19 protein-coding genes are annotated in these 19,645 nt (G+C 63.3%); 10 read left to right on the forward strand and 9 right to left on the reverse strand.

The window, feature by feature from the left end:
* The first annotated feature begins 4 nt into the window (after positions 1-4).
* Positions 5-2,086 (forward strand): methyl-accepting chemotaxis protein, encoded by a 2,082-nt coding sequence (locus tag ACNJX9_RS23230; protein WP_439404343.1) that lies wholly within the window; start codon positions 5-7, stop codon positions 2,084-2,086.
* Here ACNJX9_RS23230 and ACNJX9_RS23235 read toward each other — a convergent pair.
* From ACNJX9_RS23235 to ACNJX9_RS23245, 3 genes are all read right to left on the reverse strand, one after another.
* The gene (locus ACNJX9_RS23235) at positions 2,047-3,066 is read right to left on the reverse strand and encodes an acyltransferase family protein (protein ID WP_439404345.1); all 1,020 of its coding nucleotides are present in this window, start codon (positions 3,064-3,066) and stop codon (positions 2,047-2,049) included. The genes ACNJX9_RS23230 and ACNJX9_RS23235 overlap by 40 nt on opposite strands.
* A 105-nt stretch (positions 3,067-3,171) precedes the next feature.
* Positions 3,172-3,762, reverse strand: coding sequence for an NADPH-dependent FMN reductase (locus ACNJX9_RS23240; RefSeq protein ID WP_439404347.1), 591 nt, complete (start codon positions 3,760-3,762; stop codon positions 3,172-3,174).
* A gap of 50 nt (positions 3,763-3,812) precedes the next feature.
* Positions 3,813-4,760: a helix-turn-helix domain-containing protein gene (locus ACNJX9_RS23245; RefSeq protein ID WP_439404349.1), complete on the reverse strand. Its 948-nt coding sequence runs from the start codon at positions 4,758-4,760 to the stop codon at positions 3,813-3,815.
* Positions 4,761-5,063: 303 nt separating this feature from the next.
* On the opposite strand from ACNJX9_RS23245, the gene ACNJX9_RS23250 reads away from it, so the two are divergent.
* The 3 genes from ACNJX9_RS23250 to ACNJX9_RS23260 are packed head-to-tail and all read left to right on the forward strand — an operon-like array spanning position 5,064 to position 7,669.
* Positions 5,064-6,167: a DUF2336 domain-containing protein gene (locus ACNJX9_RS23250; protein ID WP_439404351.1), complete on the forward strand. Its 1,104-nt coding sequence runs from the start codon at positions 5,064-5,066 to the stop codon at positions 6,165-6,167.
* 3 nt (positions 6,168-6,170) lie between these two features.
* On the forward strand, positions 6,171-6,491 hold the full coding sequence (locus tag ACNJX9_RS23255) for a PilZ domain-containing protein (RefSeq protein WP_057757701.1): 321 nt from the start codon (positions 6,171-6,173) through the stop codon (positions 6,489-6,491).
* A 59-nt stretch (positions 6,492-6,550) separates the two neighbouring features.
* Positions 6,551-7,669 (forward strand): HD-GYP domain-containing protein, encoded by a 1,119-nt coding sequence (locus ACNJX9_RS23260; RefSeq protein ID WP_057757704.1) that lies wholly within the window; start codon positions 6,551-6,553, stop codon positions 7,667-7,669.
* Between the two features lie 47 nt (positions 7,670-7,716).
* Here ACNJX9_RS23260 and ACNJX9_RS23265 read toward each other — a convergent pair whose 3' ends face one another.
* A complete protein-coding gene (locus tag ACNJX9_RS23265; RefSeq protein WP_057757707.1) occupies positions 7,717-7,920 on the reverse strand; it encodes a hypothetical protein in 204 nt (67 codons plus the stop codon).
* A gap of 399 nt (positions 7,921-8,319) precedes the next feature.
* Between ACNJX9_RS23265 and ACNJX9_RS23270 the strand changes: the two genes are divergently transcribed.
* From ACNJX9_RS23270 to ACNJX9_RS23290, 5 genes are all read left to right on the forward strand, one after another.
* On the forward strand, positions 8,320-9,282 hold the full coding sequence (locus ACNJX9_RS23270; RefSeq protein WP_439404353.1) for an alpha/beta hydrolase: 963 nt from the start codon (positions 8,320-8,322) through the stop codon (positions 9,280-9,282).
* Between the two features lie 25 nt (positions 9,283-9,307).
* A complete protein-coding gene (locus ACNJX9_RS23275) occupies positions 9,308-10,204 on the forward strand; it encodes a dienelactone hydrolase family protein (protein WP_439404355.1) in 897 nt (298 codons plus the stop codon).
* Positions 10,205-10,298: 94 nt separating this feature from the next.
* A complete protein-coding gene (locus ACNJX9_RS23280; RefSeq protein ID WP_057757713.1) occupies positions 10,299-10,547 on the forward strand; it encodes a hypothetical protein in 249 nt (82 codons plus the stop codon).
* A gap of 254 nt (positions 10,548-10,801) precedes the next feature.
* The gene (locus ACNJX9_RS23285) at positions 10,802-11,893 is read left to right on the forward strand and encodes a type II asparaginase (protein ID WP_439404357.1); all 1,092 of its coding nucleotides are present in this window, start codon (positions 10,802-10,804) and stop codon (positions 11,891-11,893) included.
* 140 nt (positions 11,894-12,033) lie between these two features.
* Complete coding sequence (locus ACNJX9_RS23290; RefSeq protein WP_439404359.1) at positions 12,034-12,567, forward strand: REP-associated tyrosine transposase; 534 nt, start codon at positions 12,034-12,036, stop codon at positions 12,565-12,567.
* 167 nt (positions 12,568-12,734) lie between these two features.
* Here the strand turns inward: ACNJX9_RS23290 and ACNJX9_RS23295 are convergent, their stop codons facing one another.
* On the reverse strand, positions 12,735-14,357 hold the full coding sequence (locus ACNJX9_RS23295; protein ID WP_439404361.1) for an ABC-F family ATP-binding cassette domain-containing protein: 1,623 nt from the start codon (positions 14,355-14,357) through the stop codon (positions 12,735-12,737).
* A 443-nt stretch (positions 14,358-14,800) separates the two neighbouring features.
* Here ACNJX9_RS23295 and ACNJX9_RS23300 point away from each other — a divergent pair, with 443 nt between their 5' ends.
* On the forward strand, positions 14,801-15,052 hold the full coding sequence (locus ACNJX9_RS23300) for a hypothetical protein (RefSeq protein ID WP_057757719.1): 252 nt from the start codon (positions 14,801-14,803) through the stop codon (positions 15,050-15,052).
* Positions 15,053-15,305: 253 nt separating this feature from the next.
* On the opposite strand, the gene ACNJX9_RS23305 is transcribed toward ACNJX9_RS23300, so the two are convergent.
* From ACNJX9_RS23305 to ACNJX9_RS23320, 4 genes are read right to left on the reverse strand one after another with little or no spacing between them, the layout of a single operon-like run.
* Positions 15,306-16,718, reverse strand: coding sequence for an MFS transporter (locus ACNJX9_RS23305; protein ID WP_439404363.1), 1,413 nt, complete (start codon positions 16,716-16,718; stop codon positions 15,306-15,308).
* Positions 16,699-17,466 (reverse strand): SDR family NAD(P)-dependent oxidoreductase, encoded by a 768-nt coding sequence (locus ACNJX9_RS23310; RefSeq protein WP_057757722.1) that lies wholly within the window; start codon positions 17,464-17,466, stop codon positions 16,699-16,701. Before ACNJX9_RS23310 ends, ACNJX9_RS23305 begins: the two co-directional genes overlap by 20 nt.
* Positions 17,467-17,494: 28 nt before the next feature.
* On the reverse strand, positions 17,495-18,670 hold the full coding sequence (locus tag ACNJX9_RS23315) for a hypothetical protein (RefSeq protein ID WP_439404365.1): 1,176 nt from the start codon (positions 18,668-18,670) through the stop codon (positions 17,495-17,497).
* A gap of 10 nt (positions 18,671-18,680) precedes the next feature.
* Complete coding sequence (locus ACNJX9_RS23320) at positions 18,681-19,415, reverse strand: fumarylacetoacetate hydrolase family protein (RefSeq protein ID WP_439404367.1); 735 nt, start codon at positions 19,413-19,415, stop codon at positions 18,681-18,683.
* Between the last annotated feature and the right edge of the window lie 230 nt (positions 19,416-19,645).

Here is a 19,645-nt window from a genome sequence, read left to right on the forward strand (position 1 = left end):
AATCATGAAAATCGGTACGCTGCTGACCACCGCCATCGTCTCGCTCTCGACCGTCGGCGGCGGCCTTGCCGTCTATGTCGCCGTGACGAAGTACCAGACGATGGAGCGGATCACCGAGGCACAGGGCCGGCTCGCGATCGTCCGCGCCGTCAGCGACATCCCGCGTTATCTCAATCCCGAGCGCGGCTTTTCCACCAACATCCTCTACGGGCCCGCGACCATCGATCCCGCGCTGCTCGCCGAGCAGGACAAGCTGCGCAAGCAGACCGACGGCGCCCGCGACAGGATGAATGCGCTGCGCAGGGAGCTGCCTCCGTCCTTCGATGACGGCACCACCATCGGCAGCAACATCGACGGTATCAATGCGAAGTTCATGTCGCTCCGCGAGGCCATCGACAAGGCGCTGAGCGGTCCGGCCGATGCGCGCAAGGACGCGGCCAAGCAGATCGTCGCCGACAATGCCGTGCTCAACTCTGGCGTCACCGCGCTGCTGAACGAGCAGGTCCGCCGCATGGCGATCCTCAACGGCGACGCCTACCGGCAGGCCAGCTACGCCAACATCGCCATGACATTGCGCGACGTCGGCGGCTTCAACTCCAGCCTGCACAAGAACCTCGTCGGCGGCAAGAAGCCGGCGACTGACGCCGAGAAGGCCGACATCGCCCGCTCGCAGGGCCGCAACGACCAGATCGTGATGTCGCTGCAGGAACTGCGCGGCAACCCGGCCACCCCGGCCAACGTCGCCGCTGCGCTGGAGAAGTTCAATGCGGTCTATGTCGAGGAGTTCGGCCGCGAGCTCAAGCTCGTGAAGGACGGTGCAGTCACCGGCAAGTACGAACACGACATGGAGACCTACTTCGCCTCGACGCAGCGCGGTCTCGCCACCATCATCGAGGTCCGCGACGCCTTCTACGACAACGCCGAGCAGGTTCTGGCCGGCGCGTCTACCGCCGCGCGCACCAGCTTCACCATCGCCCTCGTCGGCCTGCTCGCCGTGCTGATCGCCAGCGCAGGTCTCATCGTGACTGTCCGCCGCCGCGTCTGCGCCCCGATCGTCAGCCTGACGAGCCGGATGTCCCGACTTGCAGACGGCGAGGTTGCCGAAGGCATTCCCGGCGCCGAACGCTCCGACGAGATCGGCGCGATGGCCGCCGCCGTCCAGGTCTTCAAGGACAACATGATCCGCGCCGACCGGCTCGCCGCCGAGAAGCAGGCCGAGAACGACGGCAAGATGCGCCGTGCCCTGGCGCTCGACGAATTGACCCGCGCCTTCGAGGCCAAGGTCAGCGAACTGGTCGGCGGCCTATCGCAGGCCTCCTCCACCATGGAGACCACCGCGCAGTCGATGACCTCGACGGCGGCCCAGACCAACAGCCAGGCCGCGGTCGTCGCCGCCGCCTCCGAGCAGACCTCGACCAACGTGCAGACGGTCGCCAGCGCGACCGAGGAGCTGACCTCCTCGATCGCCGAGATCGGCCGCCAGGTCGCGCAATCGACCGAGATTGCAGCCCGCGCCGTCGACAACGCCCGCCGCACCGGCGACACCGCACGTGCGCTTGCCGAGGGCGCGCAGAAGATCGGCGACGTCGTCACCCTGATCCAGAGCATCGCCGAGCAGACCAATCTGCTGGCGCTCAACGCCACCATCGAGGCCGCGCGCGCCGGCGAGGCTGGCCGCGGCTTTGCGGTGGTCGCATCCGAAGTGAAATCGCTGGCCGGCCAGACCGCCAAGGCCACCACCGAGATCTCCGAGCAGATCACCGCGATCCAGACCGCCAGCGACGAGACCGTGGCCGCGATCCGCAACGTCGCCGACGTGATCGCCGAGATCGACCAGATCGGCACCGCGATTGCGGCCGCGATCGAGGAACAGGGCTCGGCGACCAAGGAGATCGCCCGCAGCGTCCAGGAGGCCGCGCGCGGCACCCAGGAGGTCAACGCCAACATATCGGGCGTGCAGCGCGCCGCCGGTGATACAGGCAGCGCTGCGAGGGACGTTCTCGGCGCCGCCCAGCAGCTCTCGACGCAGTCGCGCGACCTCGCCGGTCAGTTCGACCGCTTCCTCGCTGAAGTCAGGTCTGCCTGAAGCAGCCCATCCGTCAGGCGCTCTTTTGCCACCATCCGTCGCCGTCCCAACTCGATGAAGGGCACCTCGATAAAGCGCCACATCAGCCATGCCGCCGGCGTTGTGATCAATAAGGCGACCACGGCCAGGGCCGCTGCGCGGATGGTCGGCGGCAGGTCGGACGGCAACAGGCGAACAGCGATCGCAAGTCCGATCGCGTGAAGAAGATAGAAGCTGTACGATATTCGCCCGTACAACCGGACGACATCGAAGTCGAACGGCCGCAGCGCTGCGAGCTTGTCGGGGCCGAAGGCCGAAAAGCAGACGAGCGCAGACGCGCAGAGCGTCTCGAACGCGATCGTTACGGCAGTCTGCTTCCGGACCGCGACAACCAGCATCATGACAAAAGCGGTGGCGACGACGACATTTGCCCGAGACGGTCGCACTCGTCCGACAAGCAAGTTGACGCCCGATCGCGTGAGCAAGCCGACGACGAATGCATAGAGTGGCGCAAGATTGGTGAAGTCCCCCAACAAGTGAACATAAGGTCCCCAGAACGAGATCGCGACGAGAAAGCCGACCACCATCCAAACCGGCGTCGCGCCATGACGCCTCAGCAGCGCATGCGAGATCAGGATCACGGGAATTGCGACGCATTCGACGGTCAGGGACCACATCACCCCGTTGATGTCGCTCCTGATGAGAAGCGCATTAAGGACAATGTTGAGCGGGTCGAACGAGGGCAGGAAGCCCACGTGGAAGCCGCTGCTTCGATACGCCAGCGTCAGCAGCAGCACGGTCACAATTGCCGCCGGCAGCAGCCTGAACAGCCGGTGACGGACGAATGTGAGGGGATCAGGATCGCGATCCAGAGATCGCGAGAGCAGGAAACCACTGAGCACGAAGAAGACAACGACCGGCGCCATTCCGGTTGCAATCGTCTCCCAGGACTGCATGCAGGCGTGGAACGCGAGCACTGATACGGCCGCAAACCCGCGCATGGCTTCAAGTCGCGGCAGAAATGCAGTGTCCCGATATACGGCCATTGTGCGGAACGATTAGCCCAGCGGATCGCTGGGGGCAACCGCGCCCGGCGCCGAGCCGTCCTAATACGGCGGCGCCTTGCGCGCGCGCTGCGCCTTGGCCGCCTCGATCCACCACAGCAAATCGTCGGCAAAGCGCGGGAAGGAGCGTTCCAGCGCCTTGCCGCCCTCACCGATCGGCTCGCTTTCGGCAGACAGCGTCTGCGCGATCGGGCCGACGCCGATGGTGCTCGAGATCACCACCATGCCCATCTCCGACAGCGTGCCGTGCCACGCGGTCGAGGCGCGCGCGCCCGACAGGCGCCCGGCGGAGTAGCTCACGATCGCGGCCGGTCGCCAGAACCACTCCTCCAGGAAATGATCGGTGAGGTTCTTCAAGCCGGGCTGGATGCCCCAATTATATTCGCCAGTCACAAAGACGAAGCCGTCCGCGCCGCGGATCTGGCCGGCCAGCTTTTCCAGCGCCTCCGGCGCCGTGCCTTTGGGGTACTCCTTGTACATGCGATCGAGCATCGGCAGGCCGATGGCCTTGGCGTCGATGAACTCGACGTCCTCGCCGCGACCGCGCAGGCGATCGATGACGAAATTCGCCAGGCGAATGCCCATGCGGTCGGACCGGTAGGAGCCGTAGAGGACGAGGATGCGGTTGCTCATCGCGGCATGCTAGCACGAATCCGGCGGCCGTCCCCAGCCGCTTTATCGTGCTATCGCCCGCGTCCGCGCTCCAGCGTTTCCGACGGCGTCTCGCCGAACTGTTCGCGATAGCTGCGGGAGAAATCTGACAGATGCCAGAAGCCGAAGGCCAGCGCGACGGCCTTCACGCTCTCGGCGCCGGCGAGGAGCTGCCGGCGGACCAGCCACAGGCGGTGGACCCGCAAGTAGCGATGCAGGCTCATGCCGCGATAGCGGCGGACGACGTCATGCATCGTGCGCACGGAGAAACCGAGCTTGCGTGCGATCTCCTCGCTATAGATCGGCTGCGACAAATCGTCGGACAGAAGCGCGCGGATGTCCTGGAAGATCTTGAAGTTGCGCTCATCGTTCGGACGTAGGATCCATCGTGCCGGGACCAGGTTTTCGAACACCTGGTCGACGGCGCCGAGCAGAGATTCCCTCATCGCCGCCGCCTTCGACGGCATCGCCGCGGCCTCAACCGGTTCCGTCGCAACAGCCAAAACCTCCCGGACCACATCACGCAGCAGGTTCAAGCTGGCTGCGGTCGTCTCGTAGATCCTGAAGGTCGATGTCGTGCCCGGCCACCCGCGGCCCGTCACCTGCGGCCTGAACATCACCGACGCAATCTGCCGCTGCACTTCCTCGATCGTGGTGTAGGCAGCGCCGTTGCTGCCAATGACGATGGCCGGACGGGCGCGGTGCGAACCGTTGAAGCAAATGGGCACGTCAAGGTCGTCCATCGTGAAGCCGATCGCGGTGCAGTCGTCGACCAGCTGTGCGTCGACAACGCGAGGGAACGCGCGCGTCACGTTCACGTCGCAGCCCGGCAATGACAGGATTGTCTGCTCGGACGAAATGTGCCTGACGAAAGGCGTGAACTCGAAATTCAGGCCCCGTATGGCGCTTCGAAATTCATCGACATCAGAGAAGCGAAATGTCTTGAGAGCCAACGCGGGCGCATCATCAATACTGTTCATGGTAATTTGAAAGGTCGCATCCAAACCGACGCCCGTCCGGCGGCGGTGCCGGCTCGATCCTCCCCTTTGAGGTATCGCGTTAGCTCGAAAGAATTATTCTGACCTATTCGGCCAGTTGGCGAGCGTCCGGTCGAAAGCACAAGCCGGCCCGTCAAAGCTCGCCAAATTTCGATATCTTTTCCTACCTCCGAGGTGGTGCATGAATACCCGCAAAACCGAAGCATAAAATCTAAATTAACATCTCTGGATTGCAATGGACCCTGTTTGATATTTTTAGGTCTTTTTTGAGTTCAGGCTCCTGCCATGACGGCAAATTCGCCTGCCGATATCCTGGTTGAGTTGGAAGAAGCGGTCGCGGCCTGCCCGCAGGAGCGCTGCGCCCGTATCCTTGCAGGGATCGTTCGCCTGCTCTTATCCGGTCGCGACAGGCCCCAGGAATTGCTGGTCAACCTGGTCGACGGCGTCTTGCTCCGGCTGACCGGGCGCGTCGCGCCTGCCGCTCTGATGGAGCTGAGTGAGGCTCTTGCGACGCTGCAAGTTGCACCGCAAGAAACGCTGCGACATCTGGCATCGCATGATGATCCAGCCATCGCATGCCCGCTCCTGCGAAAATCGCAGGCGCTCTCGACCGCCGACCTCACGGCGATCGCGACGTCATGCAGCGAAGCCCATCAACTCGCGATCTCGACCCGTGATGGGATCGAAGGGGCCGTAGCCGAAGCGCTCGTCGCGCGCGGCACGCGCGCGGTTCGCCTCGCCCTGATCAAGAATGATCGAGCCAGATTTTCCGAAGCGGTCTACGCCCTGCTCGTCGAGACCGGTGCGGCGGACGACGAAATCACGAAGCTTCTGGCGCTCCGACCGGGCACGCCTGACCACGTCTTGCGCAAGCTGCTCTCGGCTCCGCCCGGACCGAGAGCTGCGGCCAAGCCCAATGCCTCCGCCGGGCCACCGGCACAGATCCCCGCGCCTGTTGCGCTGAAGCTACCCACGGCAGACGATTATGCGAAAGCAAGACCCGAAATCGTCGCCCTCAACCGCGTCGGAAGGCTCAACGATTCAACGGTGAACCGTTTTGCGATCCGCGGCGAGACCGCCAATCTGCTCACGGCCTTATCAGTGCTGTCAGGCGCCCCCATCGAGATCGTCGAGCATGTCATGAGAGACGAGGATTGCGAGGGCCTCGTAATGGCTTGTCGGGCCTCGCGCCTGAACTGGGCGACCACGCTGGCAATCCTGAGTAACCGCGGCGGCACGCGACTCTCATTCGCCCAGCGGGAGCGCGCGCAACATATTTTCGAGACACTTCTTCTGTCGACCAGCCAATGGACGGTGCGTTGGGGCGAAATCGCAGCAAGCGCAAGCGCACGCGATCCCGGACATCGCGGCGCCGGAATGGGGAGATAGCCGATGAGATCAAATGGCCGCAAGAACGCTCGCGTGAAGATGGACCACCGACAACCCGTCAACTTGATGGGCTCGGACGGTACCTGGCGGCGCAGTTGCGTGCTGCTCGACGTGTCGCAAACAGGCGCCAAGCTCGAGGTCGAGGGCACGCTCGACGTATTGCAAGCCAAGGAATTCTTCCTGGTGCTGTCGTCCACGGGGCTGGCCTATCGGCGCTGCGAGCTGGTGTGGATCGACGGCACCACCGCCGGCGTTCACTTCGTCACCGCGGGCGCCAAGAGAAAAGCGGCGAACGCGACGGCCGCCGTAGCGCAAAGCAAGTAGGCAGCAAAGGCTCAAGACATCATCAGGCTCGCTCAACCCCAGTATAGTTCGGATCTTCCGTGCAGAACGCGCGAACCATGACCGGCTACGTCAAAGGCGACCGCCATCGAGCGGCAGCATCGGCACGTCCTTTCGTGCATGTGCTGGCCGATTGCTCCGACAAACTGTCCCGCATCTGCGCGGTGCTCGAACAGCGGTTCGCCGTTGCTGGCGAGCGGCTCGACGCGGAAGCCAAGCTGTCGCAGGTGCCTTACGCCATCGTGATCCGCGCGGAGCTGCGTGACGTCGACAACATCGCGGCGATCAAGAAGCGAAGCGCCAGGCTTGCAAAGGCCACCAAGCGCATCTTCCTCGTCGAGCAACCCTCGCACGTCTGCGTTTCGCAGGCCTACGCGCTCGGCGCGACCCTCGTCCTTCCCGGCCCGCTCAACAAGATCAGGCTGCTGGCCGCGCTGGCTGAGCCAGCCGAGCCGGCAGCGGATTCAGCCAGCTGCTCGACGCAGCCGGACAACGCGGTCGAGACCGCGGCGACCGCTATCGCGTCGATGTTCACGGCCGTCACCATGGGCGAGCCGCTCGACGTCGACGGCACCAAGGACGCCGGGCGCAGGATTGCCGATCGCATCACCGAGCATGGCCTGTCCGAATGGCTCACGACCGTGCGGCGCCACCATGAGGGAACCTACCAGCATTGCCTGCTGGTCACGGGCGTGGCCATCGACTTCGGGCTGAGCCTCGGCGTCGGACGAGCCGACCTGGAGCGGCTATATTCGGCCGCCATGTTCCATGACATCGGCAAGGCCCGGATCCCGCTCGCCATTTTGGACAAGCCGGGCCGGCTCGACGACGCCGAGCGCGCCATGATCGAGACGCATCCGGTAGCCGGTTACGACTTTCTCAAGGACCATGAGAAAATATCGCGGGAGATTCTCGACGCGGTCCGCCACCATCACGAATATCTCGACGGCAGCGGCTATCCCGACGCACTGGCGGGACACAGCATCAACGATATCGTGCGCATTCTCACGATCTCGGACATCTTCGCCGCACTGATCGAGCACCGGCATTACAAGCCGACGATGCCGCGCAACGAGGCCTATGACATTCTCTGCGGGATGACGGGAAAGCTCGAGAAGGCGCTGGTCACCTCCTTTAAGGAGGTCGCACTCTCAAGGTAGCCCGTGCACGATCATCGGCCTGGAATCGCGTCGCGGGTCATCGCGTTCTAGTGCGTCGCCCGGAATTTGATGCGGCGCGGGATCGAGCGACAGGCCAGTCCCTCGGCGAGCAGCTTCATATCCTCGCGTTTGCCGCTGCGGATCAGCCTGCTGAACTCTTCGGGGGTAAAAGGAAGACTGGGATCATCATCGATCGGGTGCCGCATCCGCGGACCGAAGAACCATCGAACCAGGCTAGCCAGCCGCCGCATGTCAATTCCCTCGCGCCAGCAACAAACCCTTGAGTCCGTATATTGTTCCTCCTGCACGATGCAGATTGCAAGAGGTCGCGATGACTCCACACGAAAAAAATCGCGCGGGGAATAATCTCCTCCGGCCTCTGCTTTCAGTCGGCGAAACCGACATGGCGCACGAATCCGTGGTTACCCTGGCGATCCGAACGAACGGCGTTCGCGGCAAAGTTGTCGTGGCATAACCCATCGCAACGCAGGTCATGATGACCTCGTCTTCCGGAATCGCAGCGACCTCGCGCACGATGTCGGAACGCATGATGTCCTCCGCAACAGCACCGGTTGCCGATGCGGCGCGCGAAATCTATGCTAAGGCGCAAGCAAGACCAAGAACCCTGCAAGAATCCTGGAGGAGCTGTGATGGCCGCGCCGCTCGACCCCGTCATCGCCCAGATCATTCCGCTCATGCCGATGCGCGATCCCGCGATCATGACGCCACAGAGCGCCCGTGATTCCTTGCGCGCACTGGCTGCCGCGCGCGCCGCCGTGCCGCCACCACCCGTCGCTGAAGTCCAGGACATCAAGGTGAAAGGCGGCGCAGGCCCGCTCGATGCACGTGTTTACCGGGTGGGCACCAAGCCTGCGCCGACCGTGGTGTACTTCCATGGCGGTGGCTGGGTCGCGGGCGACCTGGAGACTCACGACCGCCAGGCGCGCAATCTCGCCATCGAGACCGGTTCGGACGTCGTTTCCGTCGATTATCGGCGTCCGCCGGAGACCCGATTTCCGGGCGCGTTCGAAGACGCCTTCAGCGCCGTGAGCGATGTCTTCAACCGCGTCGCGGAATTTGGTGGCGATGCCAGGCGGCTCGGCGTTGCCGGTGACAGTGCCGGCGGCAATCTCGCCGCCACCACCGCGATCGCCTGCCGCGATGCCGGCATCAAGCTCGCCGCGCAATTGCTGGTCTATCCCGTGGTTGACGCCGTGGGCAGCTACGCGGACGCGCGCGAGAACGCGCGCTTTCCGTCTCGTGCCGACAATGCCGACGGCTACTTCCTCACCCGCGCCACGATGGAATGGTTTTGCGGCCACTATCTCGCTGATCCCGCTGACGCCGCGGACTGGCGGGTTTCACCGCTGCGCGCCGCATCGCTTGCCGGGCTCGCGCCGGCCGTCGTGACCACCGCCTGGTTCGATCCGCTGCGTGACGAAGGCGCGGCCTATGCGCGGGCACTGGAAGCCGCCGGCGTGCGCGTCAAGCACCACGAGGGCCCGGGCCTGATCCACGGCTATTTCGGCATGGGCGATGCCTCGGAGGCAGCGCGCGCCGAAGCAAAGCGCGCACGCACGGATTTCGGCGCGTTGCTGGCGCGCGGCGCCTGATCGCGTTGCAACCGGCCGGATCGAAGTGTCGCGTCATGTCATCGGTATTCTTGTCGGCGTGGCGACCAATCTGCTGTCGGTCGCAACCGCTTCCGCGGCGGCAAAGACCGTCTACTTCAACAGCGCCGATGGTCGGACCGCGCTCACGGGCTATGTGTTCGAGCCGAGCACACCGGGCCCCTGGCCTGCCATCGTCATGCTGCACGGGCGCGGCGGACCTTATTCCAGCAACGTCAATGCCGATTGCACCTTCGTCGGCGCCGGCACCAGTTCGCCTTGCAACGCGAACACCTTGTCGAAGCGCCACGCCATGTGGGGCGAATACTGGGCGGCGCGTGGCTATCTCGCGCTGCTGCCGGACAGCTTTGGCCCGCGCGGCAAGGCCCATGGTTTTGGCCGCTTCACGCATGGCGATCCTGACCGCGCCGACGTCAACGAGACCAATGTTCGCCCGCTCGACGCCGAAGGTGCACTCGCTTACTTGCATAGCCGCAACGACGTCGTCGCCGGTCAGATCTATCTGCAAGGCTGGTCCAATGGCGGCAGCACCGCGCTCAACGTGATGATCCGGCAAGACAACCAGCAAGGAAATCAACAAGGCAACCAAGCGGGCTATCGCGGCGCCATCGCATTCTATCCGGGCTGCGGGCCGTCCGCGCTGCTGGCATCAAAAATCTCGAACACGGCGCCGATTGCGATGTTCCTCGGCGCCGACGACGAGGAGGTCTCGCCGGTGCGCTGCCTGCGTTTTGCCGACCGCTCACGGCAGGCGGGCAGTCCCATCGACGTCACCGTTTACGCCGGCGCCACCCATGGTTTCGACGAGCCGTCCTCGCGGCGGCAGTCCACACCCGGGAATCAGGCAGCGATGGACGACGCTCTCGTCAAGGCCATTGCCATCGTCAACGGCTGGAAAAAATGAAGCGACGACCAATGCCGCGCCGCGATCCTGCTTGATTGCGCCATGATTCCGGGCTCCAATCCGATGCGCCATTTTTGGTTTAGGGAGACGCCCAATGATGAAACGGATTTTCCTGGCTGCGCTCGTTGCCACCTTTGCGGCGGGTTCGGCCCTTGCGGACGACACCTGCGAAAGCAAGGCGGTCGGCAAGGACGGCAAGGCTCTCGCCGGTGCGGCCAAGACCTCGTTCATGAAGAAGTGCAAGGAAGATGCTTGCGCGCCCAAGGCCGTCGGCTCCGATGGCAAGCCGCTCGCCGGCGCGGCCAAGAACAGCTTTATGAAGAAGTGCGAGATGGGCGCGTAAGGCGCTGCGTTGGCGGCTTTCCGCCAGCCATCAACAAGCGAACTCCGCCATGGCCGGGCAGAAGCGCGTCTTCGCGCGAGATGTCCCGGCCATTGGCGTTTCAGGGCTTTCGCCTCGCCGAGCGCAGCCCTGCGCGCGCCGAGCGCGTAAGGCCAGATCATCGCCACCCTAGACAGAACGCCTCCGCTGGCGGATCATGCAGCGCTGAGCGAACCGGGGCGCATCAACGAAGATTCTAGCCAAGGGTGGTCGAGATGTTGCGGTTTCGAGTGCGTGATTACATGATGGTGACGATGGGCACGCTGTTTGTGCTGCTCATCAATCTCGACGTTGCGAACGCGAGAAGTCCTGGTCTGCCCAACGTCATGGTTCTGGCGACCGGCGGCACGATTGCCGGCACGGGAGCCAGCAGCACCACGGTGGTCGGTTACACCGCAGCGACGGTCGGCATCGACACCCTCCTCAACGCCGTTCCCGAGCTGAAGACGGTGGCCAACGTCAAGGGCGAGCAGGTTTTCCAGATCGCCAGCGAGAACATGAACAACGACTACTGGCTCAAGCTTGCCAAGCGCGTCAACGCGCTGCTCGCGCAGGACGACGTCGACGGCATCGTCATCACGCACGGCACCGATACGATCGAGGAGACCAGCTATTTCCTCGACCTCGTGGTCAAGAGCAGGAAGCCCGTCGTGATCGTCGGCGCGATGCGGCCGTCGACGGCGATCAGCGCCGACGGGCCGATCAACCTCTTCAATGCCGTGATCCTGGCGGGCAGTGAAGAGGCCGTTGGCAAGGGCGTGCTCGTCGCTCTCAACGACCAGATCAACGCGGCACGCGAGGTCACCAAGAACAACACCTCGACCGCGGACACCTTCCGCACGCCCGAGCTCGGCTTTCTCGGCTACATGCAGGGCAACAAGCCGTATTTCTATCGTCAATCGACCCGCCGGCACACCGCGGACTCCGAATTCGACGTCTCCAACCTCGAGACGCTGCCGCAGGTCGATATCGTCTACGGCTATGCCAACATGAACCGTGTCGCGGTCGACGCCTTTGTCGCCGCCGGCGCCAAGGGCATCGTGCATGCCGGCGTCGGTGACGGCAGCCTGGCCCGCCCCGCGGTCGAGCCGGCGCTCGACGAGGCGCGCAAGAAGGGTGTCGTGATCGTCCGCGGCAGCCGCGTCGGCAACGGCATCGTCGCGCGCAACGGCGAAGCCAAGGACGACGAGCACGACTTCGTCGTCTCCGATACGCTCAATCCGCAGAAGGCGCGCATCCTGCTGATGCTGGCGCTGACCAAGACATCAGACACCAAGGAAATCCAGCGGATGTTCTATAGCTATTAGAGCGCCTGCAGGGGCTACTCCTCGCATGTCAGCCGCTGTTGCACGAGTCCCGGATTGCGCTACGCTCCATCCGGGCTACGGAGTTCGTTGCTTCCTTGTAGCCCGGATGGAGCGAAGCGTAATCCGGGAAAGCCTCTCACATGGTTCGTTATCGGAGAAATTTCGTTCTCGGAGGGACCTTCTTCTTCACCGTCACGCTGGACGATCGAAGGTCATCCGTGCTGATCGATCATATCGACAAGCTCCGCAATGCATTTCGCGTAACGCGTGCCGAACGACCATTCGAGATCGATGCGATCGTGATCCTACCCGATCATCTGCATGTCATCATGAAGCTCCCGGACAACGACTCGGACTTCTCGGGTCGTTGGAGGCGCATCAAGAGCGTCTTCACACACCGGCTGGCAGCTTCCGGAGCAACTGTCTCCCGCAATAATCGCGGCGAGTCCTTGCTGTGGCAGCGGCGATTTTGGGAGCACACAATTCGCAACGATGCGGATTTCGAGCGCTGTGTCGACTACATCCATTTCAATCCCGTCAAGCACGGCCTCGTCACATCACCGATCGACTGGCCCCATTCGTCGCTCCATCGCTACGCTCGTGACGGCATCCTGCCCGCCGATTGGGGTGGCAACGGCGAAATCTCCGGCAATTTCGGTGAACGCGGCGAGTGATCCCGGATTACACTGGCGCTCCATCCGGGCTACGGAAACCGATCGGCGCACTTGCGCCGTGCCCACCACCTTTCCATGAGTCCGACAGAACGTGGGCACGTCGCGCGAAGACGCGCGCCTTTGCCCACCCTGCGAGAGCTGCGTCATTGCAGGATCCGCGAACAGCCCTAGCTCCGCAATCCCGGCGCCTCCTGCCCGGTACGCGCCACGTATTCCGTATAACCGCCGCCATATTGGTGGATGCCATCAGGCGTCAGCTCGAGCACACGGTTCGACAAGGTCGCGAGGAAATGCCGGTCATGCGAGACGAACAGCATGGTGCCTTCGAAATCCGACAGCGCATTGATCAGCATTTCCTTGGTGGCGAGGTCGAGATGGTTGGTGGGCTCGTCCAGCACCAGGAAGTTCGGCGGGTCGAACAGCATCTTGGCCATCACCAGGCGCGCCTTCTCGCCGCCTGAGAGCACGCGGCAGCGCTTCTCGACATCGTCGCCGGAGAAGCCGAAGCAGCCGGCGAGCGCGCGCAGGCTCCCCTGCCCCGCGGTCGGAAACTGGTCCTCCAGCGACTGGAACACGGTGCGCTCGCCGTCGAGCAGGTCCATCGCGTGCTGGGCGAAATAGCCCATCTTGACGCTACCCCCGAGCGCCACGGTGCCCTCGTCCGGCTCGCTCGCGCCCGCGACCAGCTTGAGCAGCGTCGACTTGCCGGCGCCGTTGACGCCCATCACGCACCAGCGCTCCTTGCGGCGGATCATGAAATCGAGGCCATCATAGATGCGCTTGCTGCCGTAGCCCTTGTGCACGCCCTTGAGCGCCACGACGTCCTCGCCCGAGCGCGGCGCCGGCGGGAAGTCGAAGGCGATGCTCTGGCGGCGGCGCGGCGGTTCGACCCGCTCGATCTTGTCGAGCTTCTTCACCCGGCTCTGCACCTGGGCTGCGTGGGAGGCGCGCGCCTTGAAACGCTCGATGAACTTGATCTCTTTCGCAAGCATCGCCTGCTGGCGCTCGAACTGCGCCTGCTGCTGCTTCTCGTTCAGCGCACGCTGCTGCTCGTAGAATTCGTAGTTGCCGGTATAGGTCGTCAGCGAGCCGGAATCGATCTCGACCACCTTGGAGATCACGCGATTGATGAACTCGCGGTCATGCGAGGTCATCAGCAGCGTGCCTTCGTAATCGTGCAGGAACTTTTCCAGCCAGATCAGGCTTTCGAGATCAAGATGGTTGCTCGGCTCGTCGAGCAGCATCACGTCGGGCCGCATCAAGAGAATGCGCGCCAGCGCCACGCGCATCTTCCAGCCGCCGGAGAGTTTTCCGACATCGCCGTCCATCATCTCCTGGCTGAAGCCGAGACCGGACAGCGCCTCGCGCGCACGGCCGTCCAGCGCATAGCCATCGAGCTCCTCGAAGGCATGCTGCACCTCGCCATATCTGGCGATGATCTCGTCCATCTGCTCGGCCTTGTCGGGGTCGGCCATATCAGCCTCGAGCTGGCGCAGCTCGGCCGCGACCTCGCTGACGGGACCGGCGCCATTCATCACCTCGGCGACGGCGCTACGGCCACTCATCTCGCCGACGTCCTGGTTGAAATAACCGATCGTGATGCCGCGATCGGTCGACACCTGCCCTTCGTCCGGCAGCTCCTCGCCGGCGATCATCCGGAACAAAGTGGTCTTGCCGGCGCCGTTCGGGCCGACGAGCCCGATCTTCTCGCCCTTGTTGAGGGCGGCGGAGGCTTCGATGAACAGGATCTGGTGGCCGGCTTGCTTGCTGACGTTGTCGAGGCGGATCATGAGGTCTTTTCGGGGGAATTTTGCGTTGCAGCGTAATAGGCCATGCCCCTGCCCAAGGGAAGTCCGGCGGGGTACGGATTTCGCCCTTGAAGGGCGCCAAAACGCGCCGACAGGCCGCCCCCTGCTTGATGCCGCCAGCGACCGCGGGAAGCCGGTTGAGGTCAGGAACATCTCCGCTATTGCCGAGTTTTCCCGATGCCCTTCCCCAAGGGCGACCCCGAATGGCCCCAGCTCAATGCCCCCCGATACCACGCGAGCTGGGGCCTATTTTTTCGTCCCCTCGAGCTTGGCTGCATCCTGCGATGGATCCGGCAGGTTGCCGTTTGCCGAATGGAGGATGCACACGGCCGAACAGAACAAAGCCCGAAAAGGATCGTAGCCTGACAGGCCGACTCTTTCGAGCTTGGCCCGCCGAACAAGCAAAAGGCAATGGAGGAGAAGATATGCTGCGTTCAGTCTTGTTGGTCGCACTGGCAGCCGTGATGATAACCCCGACCGCGGTCCTGGCGGACAGCAAATCCGATTGTCAGAAAGGTCTTGAGATGATCAAGGCAGAGCTCAGGAAAAAACATCCGGCTCCGGTGATGGCAACCTTGCGCAAGGCGCTTGGCGGTGCCGAGAACGAGGTGAGAGAGGAAGATTGGCCCGAATGCATGGACTACATCAAGACCGCGCGTGCTGCGCTAAAACAATGAGCGCTACCGCAAACGAGTAGCGGTCTTTTTACAGTCGTCCCGAACGAGAGACTCAACGCAGGCTCGCCAACCCACGGACTTTCGAGACGCGCGCCGGTCCCCGGGGCATCCTTCGCATGCTCTTTTAGCTCGCGGAGGAGCTCTTCCCGCGTCAGACCTTCCGCGAAACCGGTCAACGAGAGCTCGATGCCGTCCACGACCAGATGCGACAGGCCGAGACCGTTCATCGGGACACTTGCTCCGAGAAACCGGCTCACTCCAACGCTTTTCGCGAATTTTCGGGTGCGAGGAACACGCCGAGCAGGGCCAGACAGGCGATCACCTCGAAGTACAGGATCACCGGCGTGAAGCTCGTGCTTGAACCCATCAGAGCGGTTCCGATCAGAGGCGCCAGTCCGCCTCCCAGCACAATCCCGAGCTGCTTTCCCAGCGAGCTGCCGCTGACGCGAACCCTGGTCGGAAACAGCTCTGCGGTGAACGCCGCCTCTGGCGCGAACATCAACGCATGCACCAGGCCGAGCGATACGACGAAGCCTGCCACGATCGCCAGCGGTTCTTTGGTCAGCAATATCTGGAAGAAGATCGGATACCACGCGGCGGCGACCACGATGCCGAGCATGATAAACGGTCGGCGGCCGAGCTTGTCGCTGAACCCCGCGATCAACGGAACGGCGCACATCTCCAGGATATTGGCGACCGTCACGCCCGATGTGATCGACGATTGGGGCATGCCGAGGGTCTTGACGGCGTAGCCGAGCACGAAAACCGTGCTCATATAGTTGAACGAGCTGTGCACCATATTGACGAGGCATGCCAGAAGGACCGGCTTCTTCCAGGACCTGAGAATCGTCAGCAGAGGAGTCCGCTCGTCTTGCGCTTTGGCCCGGGTCGCGAGAAACAGCGCGGATTCATCCACCTGAGCGCGCACATAGGTGCCGATCAGGACTAGAGCCAGGCTCAGGGCGAACGGCACCCGCCAGACCCAGTTCGCAAATTCCGTCGGCGAATAAATGAATCCGAGAAGAGCGATGAGGCCGGAGGCCGCAACGACGCCGACGGGACCCGAGGCATTGATCCAGGATGCGAAGAAGCCGCGCCGCGCCGACGGCGCGTTCTCGAGCGTCAGAGACACCGCATTCATGTATTCGCCACCGAACGCAAAGCCCTGGATGAAGCGAAGAGCCACCAGTCCTAGCGGCGCCAAGAGCCCGATCGAATCGTAGCTCGGCAGGCAACCGATCAGAAAGCTGGCGATGCCCATCAGCAGGAAGGTCATCATCAGCATCGCCTTGCGGCCGACGCGATCGCCATAATGGCCGAAGACAATTCCTCCAAGCGGACGCGCAACAAAGCCGACGGCAAAAGTGGCATAGACGGCCATCGTGCTCGCGACGGAGTCCATCTTGGGGAAGAAGAAGCGGTCGAAGACGATGGGAGCCGTGAACGCGTATACGAAGAAGTCATAGTGCTCGATGGCCGAGCCAAGCGACGAGGCGATCGCCAGTCGCCTGAAAGCCGGCGACGATTTGGTTGGCACCGACGTCTCGATCACGCTTCCCCGGTCCACGGCCGTCATGTTTCCCTCCTTTGTTGCTTCCTCGCGGCGTCGATTTCTGCTGTTCGACTGCCGCCTAGTAATCGCCTTGCTAGGCGCCCACCATCGCAAGCCCGCCGTTGCAGAGCAGGAATTGTCCGGTCATGTGCCGCGAATCGTCCCCTGCCAGGAATAGCGTTGGGCCGACCATGTCTTCCGGCGTCGCGATCCGGCCGAGCGGCGTCTGCTTCAGGATCTCGTCGCGGCGGCCGTTCTTCCAGTCGTGCCGGTTCTTCAGCGCCTCGGTCTCCATGAAGGCCGCGCCCAGCGTGTTCACCCGCACCTTCGGTGCCAACGCTCGCGCATATGACTTGGTCAGGCCGATCACGCCGTACTTGGCCGCGGCGTATTGCGGCGCGCGCGGGCTTCCTGCGATCACCACCTGAGACCCGATGTTGACGATGACCCCGCCCGCTCCGTCGAGCATTCGCGAACCGACCTCATGGATCATGAACATCGTCCCCTTGATGTCGACGGCGAGCGTATGATCGATCACCTTCTCGTCGAACTGGCGCCAGGACACCTGGTCGAGCGCCATGTCCCCGACATTGTTGACGAGAATGTCGAGGCCGCCCAGGGCTTCGAAGGAGGTTTTCGTGATGTGCAGGACGTCTGCATGGCTGGAGATGTCGCCCCTGACGATCGCGGCCTTTTGCCCCAAAGCGCGAACTTCGCCGGCAACCTCCTCCGCACCCGCGGCCGAGCTGTTGTAGTGCACGACAACGTCAGCACCTTCCCGAGCGAAAGCCAGCGCCAGGGCGCGGCCGAACCCCCGACCCGCGCCGGTCACCAGGACTTTCCTTTCAGCGAACTTCTTCATCGGCGTTTCCAATCAAGATTGAGCGCGGTCAGGAGACCTGCCGGGCGAGCTCCAGGAATTCCGCATCGCTGACCAGCCGCCGCTTCGCCATGGCGAGTTTCTTCACCTCCGCCAGAAGCCTGGCGTGCGCTCCCGGGGGAGCTTCGATGCCAAGCTCGCTGCACTTGATGGCGATCGAGGCGGCGCCGCTCTTCTTCCCGAGCACGATGCCTCGGGACGTGTTCAAGAGCTCCGACGAATAGGGCTCGATCGCCTGCGGAATGTGAAACTGCGCAGCGACCGCACCGGTTTCGCGGATGAACAGGTTGCGGCCGACGGCCGCCTTCCAGGGCTCGAGCTCATATGAGGCGATTTGGCGCAGGCGTTTCGATGCATCGCGCACGCGCGCAAGATCAATGCCGGTCTGGATTCCGTAGAGCAGCTCCAGGGTCAGCGCGATCTCGGGCAGATTGGCGTTGCCGGCTCGCTCGCCGATGCCGTCGATGGTGCCGTGGATCCAGGACGCGCCCGCATTGATCGCCGCAACCGCACAGGCCGTCGCGAGGCCGAAATCGTTGTGGCCGTGAAAATGGACCGGAACGGTCCCGGCCCACGATTTTACGCGGCGGACCAGAAAGTCCACGGCTTCCGGACAGGCGATGCCGAGCGTGTCGACGATCGCCAGCTCTTTTGCGCCGGCCTCGATCGCCGTCTTGTAGGCGGTCTCGAGGAAGTCCAGATCCGCGCGCGTCGAGTCGACGCCGAAAAAAGCAACATTGAGGCCGTTCCTTGCACCGAAGGCGACCGCATCCTTGATGCGGTTCAGCACGGTCTCGCGCGCAACCTCGAGAGCGCCGAGCTTCGCGTCGGAAATCGGAGCCTCGATCACCAGATGCTTCAAGCCGAGATCAGCGACCGCGGCGACATCCTCGATGATCGCGCGCGCAAAGCCCCAGAGCTCCGCCTTCAGACCGGCGGCGGAAATTGCCTTGATGGCCTCCTTGTCCTCGCCGGACACGCGGGGAAAACCGGCCTCTATCCGTCCGACCCCGAGCCCGTCCACCAGCTTTGCGATTTCCAGCTTCTGCTCGACGCCGAACACCACGCCGACTGCCTGCTCCCCGTCGCGGAGGGTCGTGTCATAGAAGCCCGCGGATGGCTTGGGCCTGCCGGCAAGAGCCGTTTCGTTGAGAGAGCCGGTCCATATCCTCGATCGATCAATCATGACCCGCACCTCAGAACTTTTGGAACGCCGGAGCAGGCACGCCATGCCCCTCCTCCCAGGAAATCACCCGGTTACGGAGCATGCCGATCTTTTCGATCTCGGCTTCGATGACGTCGCCGGGTTTGAGATACCAGGCCTGCGGGTTGGCACTGAACGCGGCAACGCCGGAGACGGTGCCGGTGGTGAGGATATCGCCCGCGGAAAAACCTGCCGGCGAAAACTTGGACAGCAGTTGGGGCAGGGTCACCGACATGTGGCTGGTGTTCGACACCTGCCGCTTCTCGCCGTTGACGCGCAGCTCGATGTTCAGATTGTACGGGTCAGGTATCTCGTCGGCGGTGACGATCCAGGGCCCAAACGGGCAGAACGTGTCGATCGACTTGGAGAAGCTGAAATTCGCCGACTCCATCTCGCGCCGCTGGATGTCACGGGCGGTGATATCGTTGAAGATCACGTAGCCGCCGATGTAGTCCTTGGCCTCGGCCTCGCTGAAATGTTTGCCGGACCTGCCGAGCACGACACAGAGCTCGATCTCGTAGTCGAGTTCCTTGGTCAGATGCTCGGGGTAGATGATCGGATCGTCAGGTCCGATGATCGCATCGACGTTCTGGAAGAATACAATCCAGGGCTTGATCGCCGCCACCCAGTTCGACCGATCGCCTTCGTGCGCGTGCTCGGCGTAATTGCCTGCGGTATGGAAGATCTTCCTTGGGATGATCGGCGCCCGCAGCTTGACATCTTTCAAGGCGAAACGGCGCGTCGTCTTGGCGCGCTGGGCAAATTCCTGGACCGGCGCCCCATCTCGAACAACGCTCGCATATTGGGCACATCGAGGACGACCAGCTCGTCCCCTTCCAAGGCGCCAACGAGCTGCTCCTGCCCCACTTTGAATGTCGCAAGCTTCATAAGATCGATCTCCGCACGACCAAAACCGGCGGGCCAGATGTTCAAGATCGCGGCGGGATTGGTATCCCG

Source organism: Bradyrhizobium sp. BLXBL-03 (assembly GCF_051853015.1).
GTDB classification, from domain to species: domain Bacteria; phylum Pseudomonadota; class Alphaproteobacteria; order Rhizobiales; family Xanthobacteraceae; genus Bradyrhizobium; species Bradyrhizobium manausense.

What these genes read in the sequence shown, in the direction of transcription:
- ACNJX9_RS23230 (WP_439404343.1), top strand. Translation starts at nt 5, where the DNA reads ATGAAAATCGGTACGCTGCTGACCACCGCCATCGTCTCGCTCTCGACC.
- ACNJX9_RS23235 (WP_439404345.1), bottom strand. Translation starts at nt 3,066, where the DNA reads ATGCGCGGGTTTGCGGCCGTATCAGTGCTCGCGTTCCACGCCTGCATG.
- ACNJX9_RS23240 (WP_439404347.1), bottom strand. Translation starts at nt 3,762, where the DNA reads ATGAGCAACCGCATCCTCGTCCTCTACGGCTCCTACCGGTCCGACCGC.
- ACNJX9_RS23245 (WP_439404349.1), bottom strand. Translation starts at nt 4,760, where the DNA reads ATGAACAGTATTGATGATGCGCCCGCGTTGGCTCTCAAGACATTTCGC.
- ACNJX9_RS23250 (WP_439404351.1), top strand. Translation starts at nt 5,064, where the DNA reads ATGACGGCAAATTCGCCTGCCGATATCCTGGTTGAGTTGGAAGAAGCG.
- ACNJX9_RS23255 (WP_057757701.1), top strand. Translation starts at nt 6,171, where the DNA reads ATGAGATCAAATGGCCGCAAGAACGCTCGCGTGAAGATGGACCACCGA.
- ACNJX9_RS23265 (WP_057757707.1), bottom strand. Translation starts at nt 7,920, where the DNA reads ATGCGGCGGCTGGCTAGCCTGGTTCGATGGTTCTTCGGTCCGCGGATG.
- ACNJX9_RS23270 (WP_439404353.1), top strand. Translation starts at nt 8,320, where the DNA reads ATGGCCGCGCCGCTCGACCCCGTCATCGCCCAGATCATTCCGCTCATG.
- ACNJX9_RS23280 (WP_057757713.1), top strand. Translation starts at nt 10,299, where the DNA reads ATGATGAAACGGATTTTCCTGGCTGCGCTCGTTGCCACCTTTGCGGCG.
- ACNJX9_RS23285 (WP_439404357.1), top strand. Translation starts at nt 10,802, where the DNA reads ATGTTGCGGTTTCGAGTGCGTGATTACATGATGGTGACGATGGGCACG.
- ACNJX9_RS23290 (WP_439404359.1), top strand. Translation starts at nt 12,034, where the DNA reads ATGGTTCGTTATCGGAGAAATTTCGTTCTCGGAGGGACCTTCTTCTTC.
- ACNJX9_RS23295 (WP_439404361.1), bottom strand. Translation starts at nt 14,357, where the DNA reads ATGATCCGCCTCGACAACGTCAGCAAGCAAGCCGGCCACCAGATCCTG.
- ACNJX9_RS23300 (WP_057757719.1), top strand. Translation starts at nt 14,801, where the DNA reads ATGCTGCGTTCAGTCTTGTTGGTCGCACTGGCAGCCGTGATGATAACC.
- ACNJX9_RS23310 (WP_057757722.1), bottom strand. Translation starts at nt 17,466, where the DNA reads ATGAAGAAGTTCGCTGAAAGGAAAGTCCTGGTGACCGGCGCGGGTCGG.
- ACNJX9_RS23315 (WP_439404365.1), bottom strand. Translation starts at nt 18,670, where the DNA reads ATGATTGATCGATCGAGGATATGGACCGGCTCTCTCAACGAAACGGCT.